This is a genomic window from Streptomyces sp. NPDC041970 (genome assembly GCF_055588985.1).
The window spans coordinates 148,425-162,446 of sequence record NZ_JBVJCD010000001.1 but is presented as its reverse complement, the minus strand read 5'-3'; the positions used below and the strand labels follow the sequence as shown (position 1 = coordinate 162,446).

The 14,022-nt window shown below is 74.7% G+C and carries 12 protein-coding genes and 1 tRNA gene; 7 read left to right on the top strand and 6 right to left on the bottom strand.

Features of this window, described 5'->3' with window-relative positions:
• Window positions 1-24 precede the first annotated feature (24 nt).
• Both ACZ6EJ_RS00715 and ACZ6EJ_RS00710 read left to right on the top strand, forming a co-directional pair.
• Window positions 25-711: an LmbU family transcriptional regulator gene (locus tag ACZ6EJ_RS00715; RefSeq protein ID WP_469263420.1), complete on the top strand. Its 687-nt coding sequence runs from the start codon at window positions 25-27 to the stop codon at window positions 709-711.
• Window positions 712-868: 157 nt separating this feature from the next.
• Window positions 869-1,642, top strand: a complete 774-nt coding sequence (locus ACZ6EJ_RS00710; RefSeq protein ID WP_469263418.1) for a phytanoyl-CoA dioxygenase family protein — start codon at window positions 869-871, stop codon at window positions 1,640-1,642.
• A 208-nt stretch (window positions 1,643-1,850) separates the two neighbouring features.
• On the opposite strand, the gene ACZ6EJ_RS00705 is transcribed toward ACZ6EJ_RS00710, so the two are convergent.
• Both ACZ6EJ_RS00705 and ACZ6EJ_RS00700 read right to left on the bottom strand, forming a co-directional pair.
• Window positions 1,851-1,924: transfer RNA gene (locus ACZ6EJ_RS00705), tRNA-Pro, on the bottom strand.
• Window positions 1,925-1,974: 50 nt separating this feature from the next.
• Window positions 1,975-4,641 carry an ATP-binding protein gene (locus ACZ6EJ_RS00700; protein ID WP_469263417.1) on the bottom strand — a complete coding sequence of 889 codons (2,667 nt, stop codon included), beginning with the start codon at window positions 4,639-4,641 and terminating at the stop codon, window positions 1,975-1,977.
• A gap of 110 nt (window positions 4,642-4,751) precedes the next feature.
• Here ACZ6EJ_RS00700 and ACZ6EJ_RS00695 point away from each other — a divergent pair, with 110 nt between their 5' ends.
• From ACZ6EJ_RS00695 to ACZ6EJ_RS00685, 3 genes are all read left to right on the top strand, one after another.
• The gene (locus tag ACZ6EJ_RS00695; protein WP_469263415.1) at window positions 4,752-5,231 is read left to right on the top strand and encodes a DUF309 domain-containing protein; all 480 of its coding nucleotides are present in this window, start codon (window positions 4,752-4,754) and stop codon (window positions 5,229-5,231) included.
• 87 nt (window positions 5,232-5,318) lie between these two features.
• Window positions 5,319-5,972, top strand: coding sequence for a hypothetical protein (locus ACZ6EJ_RS00690; protein ID WP_469263414.1), 654 nt, complete (start codon window positions 5,319-5,321; stop codon window positions 5,970-5,972).
• 133 nt (window positions 5,973-6,105) lie between these two features.
• Window positions 6,106-6,984, top strand: a complete 879-nt coding sequence (locus ACZ6EJ_RS00685) for a DUF2510 domain-containing protein (RefSeq protein WP_469263413.1) — start codon at window positions 6,106-6,108, stop codon at window positions 6,982-6,984.
• Between the two features lie 61 nt (window positions 6,985-7,045).
• Here the strand turns inward: ACZ6EJ_RS00685 and ACZ6EJ_RS00680 are convergent, their stop codons facing one another.
• The 3 genes from ACZ6EJ_RS00680 to ACZ6EJ_RS00670 all read right to left on the bottom strand — a co-directional run bounded on the left by ACZ6EJ_RS00680 (window position 7,046) and on the right by ACZ6EJ_RS00670 (window position 10,852).
• Window positions 7,046-8,533, bottom strand: a complete 1,488-nt coding sequence (locus ACZ6EJ_RS00680; RefSeq protein ID WP_469263411.1) for a hypothetical protein — start codon at window positions 8,531-8,533, stop codon at window positions 7,046-7,048.
• Window positions 8,530-9,558, bottom strand: a complete 1,029-nt coding sequence (locus ACZ6EJ_RS00675) for a hypothetical protein (protein ID WP_469263409.1) — start codon at window positions 9,556-9,558, stop codon at window positions 8,530-8,532. Before ACZ6EJ_RS00675 ends, ACZ6EJ_RS00680 begins: the two co-directional genes overlap by 4 nt.
• A 109-nt stretch (window positions 9,559-9,667) precedes the next feature.
• On the bottom strand, window positions 9,668-10,852 hold the full coding sequence (locus tag ACZ6EJ_RS00670; RefSeq protein ID WP_469263408.1) for a PucR family transcriptional regulator: 1,185 nt from the start codon (window positions 10,850-10,852) through the stop codon (window positions 9,668-9,670).
• Window positions 10,853-11,173: 321 nt separating this feature from the next.
• On the opposite strand from ACZ6EJ_RS00670, the gene ACZ6EJ_RS00665 reads away from it, so the two are divergent.
• The gene (locus ACZ6EJ_RS00665) at window positions 11,174-12,022 is read left to right on the top strand and encodes an alpha/beta fold hydrolase (protein ID WP_469263406.1); all 849 of its coding nucleotides are present in this window, start codon (window positions 11,174-11,176) and stop codon (window positions 12,020-12,022) included.
• Window positions 12,023-12,105: 83 nt separating this feature from the next.
• On the opposite strand, the gene ACZ6EJ_RS00660 is transcribed toward ACZ6EJ_RS00665, so the two are convergent.
• On the bottom strand, window positions 12,106-12,651 hold the full coding sequence (locus ACZ6EJ_RS00660) for a pyridoxamine 5'-phosphate oxidase family protein (RefSeq protein WP_469263404.1): 546 nt from the start codon (window positions 12,649-12,651) through the stop codon (window positions 12,106-12,108).
• A 249-nt stretch (window positions 12,652-12,900) separates the two neighbouring features.
• Between ACZ6EJ_RS00660 and ACZ6EJ_RS00655 the strand changes: the two genes are divergently transcribed.
• Window positions 12,901-13,914 (top strand): zinc-binding dehydrogenase, encoded by a 1,014-nt coding sequence (locus ACZ6EJ_RS00655; RefSeq protein ID WP_469263402.1) that lies wholly within the window; start codon window positions 12,901-12,903, stop codon window positions 13,912-13,914.
• Window positions 13,915-14,022 lie beyond the last annotated feature (108 nt).

The window sequence follows — 14,022 nt, the reverse complement described above, 5'->3', positions numbered from 1 at the left end:
TCGACGCGAGTTGATCAAGGAGGCATGATGAGACGTTCCGCCGAAAGTCGGCGCGCCGATCCGGCGCCACCTCCCCGGCACGTGCCCAGGGGTTTGCGGTCCACGGGCCCCGCGCCCGCGGTCTCGGCGAGGTCCCGCGCCGACCGCACGGCTCCGGCCGGCGCCCCCGTACTGCGTACGGACCCGACAGCACTGCGCCTCCCCGCCCGGTTGCAGATCGACGAGTGGCTGAACATCGGCCAGACCCTCACCGCGACCGCCAACTCCGCGACGTGGTGGTTGGGGGATTGGCTGGTCTACGGGCAGGACCGCTTCCCGGAGCGCTACCGCCACGCCGTCGACGGCTCCCGCCTCGACTACCAAACGCTGCGCAACTACGCCTGGATCGCGCGCAAGTTCCCACCGAACCGCCGCCGCTCGGGGCTCAGCGTGCAGCACCACGCGGAGGTCGCGTCCATGCCGCCGGCCCTGCAGGACGCCTGGCTGGACCGGGCCGAGGCGGCCGGATGGTCCCGCAACGAATTGCGCCGCCGCATACGCGCAGAGGTCTCCCCGGACCGATCGGGAACGGGAAAGACGGAACCGAAAGAATTGCGCATTCCCGTCTCCAGCGAACGGCGGCGGCGTTGGGATTCCGCTGCCCGGCGCGCGGACCGGGAACTCTCCCACTGGATATTCGAAGTGCTGGACGATGCCGCTTCCGCGGATTGATGCCGTCACCACGGTCATTGACCGTCCGCACCTCTGCCATTACGTTCTAACTGTCCTCCGGTGCACCGACGTCGACACACTCCGCATACGGGAATCCGGTTGACGAGCCATATCTGAGCACGCTTTTCACGTACGCAGAAAGAAAGGCTTCGCGGTGATGACGGAGACCGAGAACGATCGGGCCCGAACATTCAAGGAAGACGGTTTCGCCGAAGTGGGCCGGCTCCTCAGCGCTGAAGAGGTCGATGCCTACCGGGACATCTACGACCGTTTCCTCAGAGGCGAGATAGCCAGCGGGGACAAGCGCTCGGACCTCGGCAGCCACGTCGGCGAGAGGGAGGGCGGGCGGGAGAACATCACGCAGATCATGTGGCCGTCCGCCCTGCACCCGGCGCTGCGCGACATGCCGCTGCACCGGCGCGCCCTGGAGACGGCCCGCGAACTCATCGGCGCGGACGCGGTGCTCGACTTCGACATGCTGATCCACAAGGACCCGCACTCCGCGGTGGCCACGCCCTGGCACCAGGACATGGCGTACTGGGTCGACCTGCCGGACACCCGCGCCGTCTCGCTCTGGGTCGCCCTCGACGACGCCACCCTCGACAACGGCTGCATGTGGTACATCCGCGGCTCCCACGAGCAGCCCCTGCGCGCGCACCGCCCCACCAGCGACGGCCGCAACATCGAGTGCGACTGCTCGGAGGACGAGCCCGGCGCCACCGCCGTCCCCCTCCCCGCGGGGCACGGCGTCGCCCATGCCGGCGGCACGCTGCACTCCTCGCGAGGCAACACGACGGACCGCGCCCGCCGCGCGTACATCCTCAACTACCGACCCGCCGCGATGGTCGACCTCGAACGCGCCCAGGGCGCGGACCACGGCCTGCGGGAGAACGTACGCAAGGTCCGCAACTCGGACGCGGCGACGGACTGACCCGCCGACGCTGACTCCGCGCACACCTTCACGCGGGACCGCCGGCCACGGACCACCGGACGCCGCCCGGCCCGGACGCGCACAGGAGCACCGACGCCGAGCCCGACCGCCCCGGCCCGCCGATCCCGGCCTCCACCTGGCCGACGGAAACGATCAGGGCCGGTTTCGGATTGCTCCGAAACCGGCCCTGATCTGCGACTGTCTCCAGTCGGGACGACAGGATTTGAACCTGCGACCCCTTGACCCCCAGTCAAGTGCGCTACCAAGCTGCGCCACGTCCCGATGCGGTTCCTCCCGGTTTCGCCGGGCGGCCGCGCAGGACAAACATTACCTCACTCCGAGGACCGGATGGACGCCCGTGCCCGCTGGGCGCGGGCGGCCAGCCCCTCGGCTCCGCAGGCCATGGCCTGCTTCTGGGCTCGGGCCAGCTCGCGGTGGGAGCCGATCGCGATGCCGTAGTCGACACGGGCTAGGGCGTGCTCGTACGCCGACGGGGACGTCTCCAGGTGGCGTACCGCCTCCGCGAGGTGCCGCGCGGCCTGCTCGGGCGGCGCGAAGAGGGAGACGCAGCGCAGGGCCTCCCCTATGGCGGTGGGCGTGCCGAACCGTTCGGCGTGCACCCGTGCGCGGGCGGCCAGGTCGGCGGCGCGGGCCGGGTCGTCCTCGGCGAGGGCGCGGGCCAGGTCGCCGGCCCAGGGAGCCCAGACGCCGTTGTACCGCTCGCGCGCCTCCAGAGCCGCGCCCGCCGCCTCCAGCTCGGCGACGGCTTCCTCCTTGCGGCCCTCCGCGAGCAGCAGCCGGCCTCGCATACAGGGGGCGTCGGGCAGCACCATCGCGCTCGGGTAGGGCGGGCCGAAGGAGTACCGGTCGGCGATCCCGCGGGCGTCCTCGGTACGGCCGCGGGCCAGCAGCGTGTCGATGAGCAGGCACGCCGCGTCCCAGTGGACGGGCAGCCCGGAGCCGACGCGGTCCGCGAGCCGGAGGCCCTCGCGCAGGAAGCCCTCGGCCTCGGCGAGGCGGCCGCGACGGCGGTGGACCATGCCGAGCAGGGTGTGGGCGAACGCGAGGTGCGCCCCGCTCCAGCCGGAGATCTCGAAGGCCCGTACGGCTTCGCCGAAGAGGCTTTCCGCGCGGTCCAGTTGGTCGGTGAAGGCATAGGCGATGCCCACCATCGTGGGGAACTCGAAACCCCACTCGGCGTCGGTCCACCCCAGTCCGCGGGCCGGGCTCCCGTCGATCAGGGCGCGCTCGCAGAGGTCGACGACGAGCTGGGCGTTCTCGCCGCGCAGCATGGCGTCGAAGGCCCGCAGGGTGAGCAGCGCCCGTTCGCCGTTGTCGCGGCCCTTGAGGTGGTCGGCGTTGCGGGTGAGCCGCCGGGAGCGGGCCGGGCCGTCCTCCTCGACGGCCTGCATCCCCTCCCACATGAAGTGCGCCGCCTGCAGGCGCATCAGTCCGGGGCCCGGCGCGGTGCGCGCCGCCTCGGCGGCCAGGGCCAGCGCCGCGTCCTTGAGCTGGTTGTTGTGGGCGAAGGCGGCGGCGAGCCGGAACGTGGCGTCGACGCGCAGGCCGTCGTCGAGCCCCGGCATGTCGAGGGCGGCGCGCAGGTGCCGCACCGTGGTGGGCGGGGAGCTGAGCAGCGTCGCACAGCCCAGTTCGTACAGGAGGACGGCCCGGTCCTTGGGGCGGGGCGGCTCCTCCAGCGCGCGTTCCAGGCAGCGCCGGGCCGCTTCGGGGGCGCCGACGGCGAGGTGTTGGCCGGCGGCCTCCCTGAGCTGTGCGACCAGTTCCTGGTCGTCGTCCGGGTGGACTTCGAGGAGGTGCCGGGAGGCCGCGGCGGCGCCGCGGCCCGCGCGGGTGATCGCCCAGGCGGCGCGCCCGTGCATGGCGGTGCGGGTGGCCGGCGGGATGGAGCGGTAGACCGCGGTGGCGATCAGCGGGTGGACGAACTCCAGGGGGTCGAAGCCGGTGACGATACGGGCCTCGCGCAGCCGCGCCGTGCAGTCGGCGGCCTCCGCCGCGCTCATCCCGGCGAGGGTGGCGGCCAGGTCCTGGGAGATGTCGGTGCCGAGGACGGCGGCGGCCCAGGCGAACCGGTTGGCGTTCGTGCCGAGCCGTTCCAGGCGGGCGACGAGCCCGCTGCCGCGCGCGGACGCGCCCAGCTCGCGCAGTTCGCCGGCCGACTCCTCCAGCGGCGGCAGGTCGCGGTCCTGGACCTTGGCGACCAGCTCGACCGCCTCGTACGGGTTGCCGCCGGTGACGGCCCACACCTCGCGGCAGAACGGGTCGTCGGCGTGCTCGCCGAGGGCCGCCCGGACCAGTACGGCGGTGGCGTCGGGGGTGAGGCTGCGCAGGGAGACCAGGTTGACCGTGCCCCGGCCGCCCGCGGACCGCCCGTCCCCGCGGTCGGTGACGTGGTCGACGAGGTGGCCGATGTCGCGCTCGGCCAGCTCCTTCGGGCGGTGCGCCTGCACGACGAGGACGGGGAGCTCGCCGAGGCGGGCGGTGAACGAGGCCAGCCAGGCGAGGGATTCGCCGTCCGCCCAGTGCGCGTCGTCCACCATGAGCAGCAGCGGCCGGTGGCTGAGGCGGGAGGCCAGCCGCCCGACGACGTAGTCCAGGCCGTCGCGGACGCCCTGCGGGTCGGGCTGCGGGCCGCTCGGCTCGGCCAGCCCGAGGGCGGGCGCCGTGATCTCGAACCAGTCGCCGAACAGGGCCCGCTTCTCGTCAGGCGGGAACTGGTCCAGCGCCGGCTGCAGCAGTTGCCGCACCACGTGGAAGGGCACGGAGGTGACGGTCTCGCCGCCGCGGGCGGACCAGACGGTGCAGCGGCCCGCGGCCATCGCCTGGATCTCGGCGAGCAGCGCGGTCTTGCCGATCCCTGCCTCTCCGCTGAAGACCAGGAGCCCGCCGACGGCCTGCGCACCGCACAGGCCGTCCACCGCCTCGGCAGCGGCGGCGAGTTCCGGTTCACGCTCGTACAACGGCCGGGACGGCTTCATGCCCACCCTTCCCCACAGTGGCAGTCTGTCGACGGTCGAGCCTAGTCGTGCGCGGGCGGCCACCGACAGGGTTCCGCCGATTCCTTGCAGGTACGGGGCACAATCGAGTAGTGGACGAGACACGCAGGGACCGCGATGCCGAGGGGCGGGCGCGCAACGCGCGCCCGCGTGACGGGCTGGGGCGCCCGCTGCCGTACGGGGCGCCCGGCGTCGAACGGCAGCCGGAGGGGGTCGTCCGCACGCCCCCGCTGACGCTCCGGGAGGCGCAGCGGCTGCTGGACGCGGGGATGCCCTTCCACGCCCACGAGGTGTTCGAGGACGCGTGGAAGTCGGGCCCGGAGGAGGAACGGGCGCTGTGGCGGGGGTTGGCGCAGCTCGCGGTGGGCCTGACCCACGCGGCGCGCGGCAACGCCGCCGGTGGCGCCCGGTTGCTGCGCCGGGGGGCGGGGGCGCTCGCGCCGTACGGCGAGGACCGGCCGCACGGGGTCCGGATCGACGGTCTGGCGGCCTGGGCACGGGAGTTGGCCGACCGGGTGGAGGCGGGGCGCGCGGTGGACGCGGCGGCCGAGGCGCCCCGGTTGCTGGGGTAGGGCGCACGGCGGTGCGGAGCCGGTTCGGCGGGGCGGGTTCCGGGTGCCGGGGACCGGGCCGCCGTACAGCTACTACGATCCGGCTCCATGAGCACTTCTGACCAGGACCAGCGCCGGGCCCGACGCGAGGACGGACCGGGCGGCGAGACGTCCGCCCGCGACCGGGACGCCGACGCCGCGATAGCCGTCGACGAGGCGGAGCCGGGCGGGCGCGACTCCCCGGACGCGGCGGACGGTCCTGGCGACGACTCCGACACGGGCGCGCCCGCACCGGACGGACCGGACGCGCCGGCCGACACGGCCTCCACCGCTTCCACCGCCGCCTCCGCGGACGGGCCCGACTCCGCCCCCGCGCGAGGCTCGGCGCGCGTACCGGCTCCGGCGGGAGCACCGGACCCGGCGGCGGGGACCCAGGACCCGGCGGGCGTACCGGACGTGCCCGCCGCACGGGGCGACGGCACCGCCGCCGGGGCGCGGCGGGAGAGCCGGCTGACGCCGCGTCAGGCCCGTCGGCTGCGGATCGCCCTCTCCTCGGCGGGCATGGCGGCGATGGGCGTGGTCCTCGCCCTGCGGATCGCCAGCCGCTCGTCGGTGCTGGTCGTCGGCGTGTACGGCCTCGCGCTCATCCTGTGCGGCGTGGCGATCGAGCTGAGCAGGAACGGCCGTACGCGGCTGGCCAGTTGGCTGCTGGCGGTGGGCCTGCCGGCCGCCGTCGGGGCGGACTGGGCGCTGATCCCCTGAGCGGTCCCCCGGTGTCGCGGACCGCGGAGGCGTCCGTGCGGCGGGGGCGGGGGCCGCGCGGGTCCGCACCGTGACGGGCGGGCGGGCCGGGCGGTTCATGTGATTCTCACCCGGCCCGCATAAGGTGCACCCCGTGACCCAGATGACCCCGCCCGGCTGGTATGCAGACCCCGGACACGCAGGAGAAGGCCCCGCTCAGGAACGCTGGTGGGACGGTGCGCAGTGGACCGGCCACGTCCGCGTACCGCCCGCCGCGGCGCGCCGTCGCGGTCTCCGCGTCGGCGCGGCCGTGACCGTCGGGGCGGTGCTGCTCGCCGCCGCCGGGGGCGGTGTGTACCTGCTGGGCGAGGACGGCGCCGGGCGACCGGGCGCCTCGGCCTCCTCCCCGTCCGCCGACCCCGGCGGGCCCGGCGGGCGGGAGGGCGGCGGCGAGGACGACGGCTCGGGTCCCGGCGGCCGGACCCCGCCTTCGGAGCCGGGGTTCGCCACGGACCTGGCCTCCGGGATCGGTCTGCCGGTGCCCGAGGGGTGGGAGGGCAGGTCAGGTGCGGTCGGCGCCGGTGTGACGACGGGCGCGCACCCGTGCCCCGGCGACACGGCCGAGACCTGTGTGCGCGGCGGAGTCTCCTCGGCCCCGGCGGTGGCCCTGGAGCTGGCCGCCGGGACGCCGGAGGAGGCGGCCAAGAAGGACATCGCCGTCAACGCGAAGGAGTCGTACGGCGGAAAGACCTACGGCAGGATCACCTCGCACGAGGAGTTGAGGTCCGAGGCCGTCACCGTGGCGGGCGAGAAGGGCTACGCGGTGCGGTGGAAGGTGGTGACGGAGAAGGGCGACGACGGCTACGTGGAATCGCTGGTGTTCCCCTCCCCCGCCTCCGCCGACATGCTCGTCGTGGTCCGGTCCGGGTTCGACGTCGGCGAGGACGCGCCGAAGCTCTCCGTCCTGGACGAGATCACGCGGGGCATCAAGGCGGTGGCCGGCGCGGACGCGGGCCGGCGCGGAGCGGCCTGACGCGGGCCGGCGCGGGCGGGCGCGCCCGTGGCGGCCGGAGCCTTCACGGTGTGACGAGCCTTCACATGCCTTCGTACAGCGCCATGTCCGAGGGGTCCGCGCTCGTCTCGTGGTAGTCCGTGCGGTGCACCGACGCCAGTTGCTCGGAGCCCGGCCCCAGCACGAACGGACGCCCGTGGTCGGAGAGGGCGAAGTGGTGCCGCCGCCCGGACGGCAGGGTGACGGTGACGTCCACCGTGAAGTGGAACGTGGCCGTCTCCGCGTAGACGTCCGCCGTGATGAAGACGCCGTTGGCGCCGGACTCGTCCTCGGTGAGGTGGCGCTTCTCGTCGACGGCGAGCGGCATCGCACGGCCGACGCTCCGGTGGACGGTCCAGTCCGGGTCGTATTTCAGGGAGCCGCTGGGGAACGGGCCCAGCGCGTGCAGGGTGTCGGGGTAGAGCGAACGGTCCGCCCCCCTGTTCTGCCGCTGGTCCACGTCGTCCACGTCCACCCCGCGCGGGGCGCACGAGTACTGGTGGTTCCCGGCCGTGGGCAACTCCGCCCGCCGTACGCGGACCGACGCGTCCACCGTCACGTCGAGGACGTCGGGCGGCGCACTGATCTGGAGGCCCAGCGTGGCCCAACCGGCCGGGACCCCGCCGCGGTCGAGCAGCGACTCGCCCATCTGCCGGCAGGCCGTTCCCCCGGCGGCGAAACCGCTCGCGAGGGCGTCCGGGGCGTCCACCGCCTCGTCCATGCCGATGCGCCACGCCGACGACATCTGTGCCAGGCCCACGCTGGCCGAGACGCCGTCCCGCTCCGGTCCGGGGGCGCCGGCGGAACGGATCGAGGGCCGGCCCGTCCAGTTCCTGAACTCCTGCTCGGCGGGGGTGGCCAGGTCCACGGGCGGAGCCGAGCGGAACGGCCTCCCCGCGTCGTCGATCCGCACGGTCCCGGCCCGGCCGTCCTCCACGACGTCGACCTCCAGCCACCAGGTGCAGGAGCAGGCGCGGGTGGACACACCGACGACGCCGTTGACCGTGCCGCCGGCCCGCACCGGGAACCCCCCGCGGAGCTCGGACACACCGCCGTCCAGCGACAGGGTCGGCACCCCGCCGAGGTAGGCGGTGGACCGGGAGCCCAGATGCCCCTTCTGCTCGTCGGGGCTGACGCCCACGCACCCCACGTCGTCGCCCCGCGGCAGGTCGACCCGCTCGCCCGTGACCAGCCTGATCCGGCGTACCGCGGTGTCGGTGCCGGGCGCCGCTCCCACCGCGTAACCGACCTGGACCGTGCCCCGGACCACGGCGTGGGCGTGCGTCGCCCAGCGGAAGAGGGACCCGCAGCCTCGGGAGGCGCGCGCGTACTCCTTCGGCGCCCGCTGCCCCTCGTCCGGCAGCGTCGCGGTCCAGCGGCCGCGGCCGTCGTCCATGAGCAGACCGCCGACCGCCCGCGCGCCGACGAGCTGCGCGGGCCCGGGGCGCAGCACGTGCAGGGCGCCCACGGTGAGGAGGGGGCAGAGCAGCACGAGGGCGAGGACGACGCCCGCGGTCCGACGTGTTCTCACCGGTCGACGTCCTGCCACGTCTGCGTCGCGTGATCGCACCGGAAGGACGGGGTGTCGGGCTCGATCGGCGGAGCCAGCGTGAAGCGCCGGCCCGCGTCGTCGACCGTGAGTTCGTGCTCCTGGCTGCCCTGCCGGTACGTCACGACGAGGACGAAGTCGTACGCCACGCGCCCGCCCCGGACCTCCACGTTGAAGTGGGCCGGGTCCCCCTGGGCCGCGACCTGGATGCGGGCGGTGGGGTACTGGCCCACGGGCCGGCCGTCGTCCCCGTACTCCACCGCCGGCTGCTCCGGGCGCTTCAGGTCGAGCCGGACCCGGCTGATGTCCTCGCCCCCCTGGTTGCCCCCGCAGCGGTACACCAACCCGGACGGCACGTCCCGAACCCCCTCCGTGCGGAGGCGGATGCCGGTGACGGAGGCCGGCACCTGGGTGAGGTTGTTCAGGATGATGTCGACCCGCATCATCCCGGCGTTGAGCCCCTGCTCCGCGACGAGCGCGTCCATGGCCTGCATCGGACCGTCCGGCACGTAGGACGCGCCCCGGCGGTCGACGGCCGTCTTCGGGGCCACCACCACCCGCTCCTCGCTGCTCAGGTCCCACCACGTCCTGGTGTTGGCGGTGAGAGCGGGGGCGCCCGGCGGCGGGCTCTCCTTCGACCAGATGTCGAGGTAGGCGGAGACCACCGCGGCGACGACGGTGCTGACGACGATGCCGAGGAAGGCCAGGGTCAGGGTCAGGGCGTGCCGGCGGATCATCTGCGGGAACGGCAGCGGCTCCTCGTCCTGTCCCGGCCCTCCGGCTCGGTCACCGCCGCCGCCTCCGTCGCCGTTCCCGTCGCCGTCGCCGCCCTCCGGCCGGCTCGCGGGCTCGCGGCTCGCGGGTTCCGGGGGGTCGCTCTCCGGTCGGCCGGGGGGCTCCGGCGGGCTCGCGGGCTCCGGACGTCCGGGCTCCGGCCCCTCCCCCGCGTCCGGCGGCTCCTCCGGGGCGGAGCGCGTTTCGTCCGGTTCCCGTCCGACCACCGTCATGCGTCCCCCGTTCGGCCATGCTCGTTGGGGGCCCATGGTGACCGGGCGGTCCTCGGATGGCCAGGGGAGGAACAAGACAGAAACGCCGGGCCGTCACGGCAGGAGGACGTCACGGCAGGAAGCGGAAGGCCCGCAGGGCCGCCCCGATCTCCATCACCGCCCGCGGGTCCCGCAGGGAGCGCCCGGTGAGGTCCTCGACGCGCCGCAGCCGGTAGCGCACCGTGTTCGCGTGCACGTACAGCCTGCGCCCGGTCTCCGCGGCGGACCCCCGCGAGGCGAACCACCCCTCCAGCGTCTCCAGGAGACGGGACCGCTCCTGTTCGGGCAGGTCGAGGAGCGGCCCCAGCCCGACCCGGACCAGCCGCGCGGCCTCCGCCGGCGCCGCGGCCACGAGCATCGACAGCGGCTCGTCGTCGAAGCGGGCGACTCCCGGCTCGCGCCCCCTGAGTCCGGCCAGGGCGAGCCGGGCGAAGCGCAGCGCCTGCGGCGTCTCGCGCAGGGAGTCGTACGGCGGGCTGACGCCCACCTGGGCGGGGTGCTTCCGGAGCGCCGCGACGGCCGCCTCCTGCGCACCGGCGCCGGGGACGCACACCAGGCCGACCTGCTCGTCGGGGAGCAGCCGCCACGCCGAGGGGACGCGCACCGCCCGCAGGTCGGACGCGATGGCGGGCAGCGCCTCCCTGCCGGGCGCGGGCGCGGTCGCGGCGACGACGATGTACGGGCCGCGTACGGGCAGCCCCAGCGTCCGGGCCGTCTCGCCGAGGGTCCCGGAGTCCGCGATCACGCCGGTGAAGAGCGCCTCCACCAGCGCCGAGCGCTCGTGCTCCCGCTGGAGCACCAGCTCGGACGACGTCTCGCGGTACGCGACGGCCACGGCCACGGAGTACGCGTCGGCCAGCCGCCAGACGTCCGCGCTCAGGGCGACGAGCATCGCGTCGGTGACCTCCGGATGGGCGCGGGCCCGCGCCACCAGCTCCTCCCAGAGGAACTGGAAGCCGATGCGGTAGGCGTGCAGGGTCTCCGCCAGCGGCACGCCCTGCTCGGCCCGCAGGCGGCCCGTCGCCTGCGGCGGCCCCACGTCGACCGGGCCGGCCTCGGTGAAATGCCGCAGCATCAGTTCGAGGTTGTGCGTGCACGACGCGCGGATCGAGTCGAACGGAAGCAGCGCCTCGTTGCCGTACGCCTCGACCTCCGCCCGCATACGCCGGGCCAGCCGCTCCCCCATCGCGTCCGTGCGGGCCAGCAGCTCGCGCGCCACGTCCACGACTTCCCGCGGCGGGTGGGAACCGGTCACCCGGCCATCCTATCGGCGGCGTGTTTGTTCCTCGGAACAAACACGGGGGCGTGACGTTGTCCCCCCACCCATGGGGAGAAGCGGTCGGAAACACGACGATGGCCAGGTCATCAACGGCGTGTGACGGGAGGCAGGCCCTGCCGCGTCCGCCGGGGCCCGGCGCGGTCTCGACGGACCGCCCGCCCCGGCCGCGACGCTCCGCGCCCCGAGACCTCCCCGCGGCGTCCACCGCCGGGCTCGGCGGGGGGGCCGGCACGCGCCGCGGGCCCCTGCGGCAGGATCCTGCGCAGAGCGACCGAGCAACCGAATCCAGGAGCGACGATGTTCACCTTCACCAGCAGCGACGGCCTGGCCGTCCACGTCCGCAGCTGGCTCCCGGAGGGCCCGCCGCGCGCCGCCGTCCAGATCGCCCACGGCATGGGCGAGCACGGCGCGCGGTACGCGCCCCTCGCCGAGCAGCTCACGGCGCGCGGTTACGCGGTGTACGCCGACGACCACCGCGGCCACGGCCTGACCATGCTCCCCGGCCGGCCCGGCGCCCTCGGCGACGACGGCTGGAACCTGCTCGTCGAGGACCTGGCCACCCTCACCGGGATCATCGGCGACCGCCATCCGGGGCTCCCCGTCGTCCTGCTCGGCCACAGCCTGGGATCGTTCGCCGCCCAGCAGTACATGCTCGACCACCCCGACCTCGCCGACGCGGTCGCCCTCTGCGGGACGACCGCGGTGGACGGCCTCTTCGCCCATCTCGCGGCGGCCGGCGGGGACATCATGGGCGCCTTCAACGCCCGGTTCCAGCCCGCCCGCACGGAGGCCGACTGGCTCAGCCGCGACGAGGCCCAGGTGGACCTCTACGTCGCGGACCCGCTGTGCGGCTTCACCCTGGACGAGCCCTCGCTGACCGCTCTCGCCACCGCCGCGGCCACGCGTCTGGCCGCGCCCGAGGGCGTCCCCGCCGACCTGCCCGTCTACGTCCTGGTCGGCGACCACGACCCGCTCAACCAGGACCTCTCCCTGAGCGACCTCGCCGTCGAGCGCTACCGGGACGCAGGCCTGAGCGACCTCACGTACCGCAGCTACCCCGGCGCGCGGCACGAGCTGTTCAACGAGACCAACCGCGAGGAGGTCGTAGGCGACCTGATCACCTGGCTGGACCGCGTCACCGGCTGACGACGGCACGGCGCCCGCGCCGGGGTGCGGGCGCCGGCGCACCCGGCCGCGGGGCGCCCGAGGGCCGGACGCCGGAGGGCCCGCTAGAAGGTGTGGCGGGTGTGGCTGAAGGCCTGGCCGTCGCGGCCGAAGCCGTACGCCGTGTCGGGCGCCACCGCGAACAGCAGGGCGTCGCCCGCGCGGACGCTGTCGCCGAGGCCGTGGAAGGTCCCTTCCGGGGAGGTGACGCGGTCGCCGTACCGCGCCGCGAACGCGGCGATCACCTCGTCCCGCCGCGCCGGGTCCGCCACCCGTTCCGCCGTGCCCTCGACCACGATGTCGAGGCCCGCGGAGAGCGAGTCGCACCCCGTGGTGAGTGCGCAGTGGGCGTTCGCGGCCAGATTCCTCGCCTTCTGCTCGCCCGGACCGGTGCAGAAGTGCAGCGCTCCGTCGTGCCAGACGGCGATCACCGGCGTGACGTGCGGGCGGCCGTCCGTGCGCACCGTGGTGATCCAGAAGACCTCCGCGGCCCGCAACCGGCGCAGGGCCTCGTCCCAGTCGGTGGCGGCGGCCTGCTCCGCGCCCGGACGCGGGGCGAGCGCGGAGCTGTACCGGGTGTCGAGTTCGGTCCTGGGTCGCTTCGGCGCCATACGCGCGGTCCTTTCCCTCGCCCCGTACCGAGGCTACGCACACCGGCCCGGCGGCGCGACGGGTCCGCCCCGGACCGGCGACCGGCCCGCCGGAACATGCCCGATGGGGAAGATCAACCCGTTCCGCCCTGCTTTGCTCATGCCTGACCGTTACGGTGGAAGACAAGATGGCTTGTGACAGCCCGGCCGTCGTGCAGTCCCGCGGTCGGCGACTCGCAGTCATGACCTCGAGCAGGGCAAGGAGACGCCGTGGCCACCATGCGTGCCGTGCGTTTGCATTTCCCCACGCACGAACTCCGCGTCGAGGACGTGGAAAGGCCCGTTCCGGGCCCGGAGAAGGCGCTGATCAAAGTGGAGGCGGCCGGGGTGTGCCTCTCGGACGTCCACCTGATCGAGGGCACCCTCGCCCGGCCCGCCGGCGGCGGTCCGGACACGGTCACCCTCGGGCACGAGGTGTCGGGCACGGTCGCGGAGCTGGGCCCCGGCGTCACCGGCTGGACGCCCGGCGACCGCGTGCTGCTGCGCGCCGGAGAGGTCGTCGACGGCGTCAGGCTGACCCGAGGCGTCGAGTTCGACGGCGGCTGGGCGGAGTACGCCCTCACCGGCGCGGCCAGTATGCTCCCGCTCCCGGACTCCATCCCCTTCGACCAGGGCGCCATCATCCCCGACGCCGTCACCACCCCCTGGGGCGCGATCACCGAGACCGGCCGGGTCCGCGCGGCGGAGGCCGCCGGCGTCTGGGGGGCGGGCGGACTCGGCGTCCACGCCGTACAACTCCTGCGGGCCGTCGGGGCCTGCCCGGTCATCGTGATCGACCCCGCCGCGCCGGCGAGGGAGCGCTCCCTGGGCTTCGGGGCCGACCTCGCCCTGGATCCGGCCGACCCGGAGCTGGACCGGATCGTGAAGGAGGCCACGCACGGCCGGGGGCTCGACGTCGCCTTCGACTTCGCGGGGGTCGACGCGGTGCGCGACCAGGCGCTCTCCCTCCTCGGCAAGGGCGGCCGGCTCGTGCTCGTGGGGCTGACGGGCAAGCCGCTCACGCTCCACGACAGCACCGCCTTCTCCTACCAGGGCCAGAAGCTCCTCGGCCACTACGGCGCGCAGCCCGGCGCCCTGCCCCAACTCGTGGAACTGGTCGCGGCCGGACGGTTCGAGTTCTCCCGCTCCATCTCCGGCGTACTGCCCCTGGAGGAGGCCGCCGAGGCGGTGCGCCGGCTGGAGACCAAAGAGGGCGACCCGATCCGCCTCATCCTCGAACCCTGAGCGGGCGGACAGCCGGCGGGCCCCCGCGATGTGGGCAACTACGCCGTCGCCGCGCCGAGTTGCCCACGCACAGCGGTTACCCGCCCTCGGGAAATGGGGCATCATGGG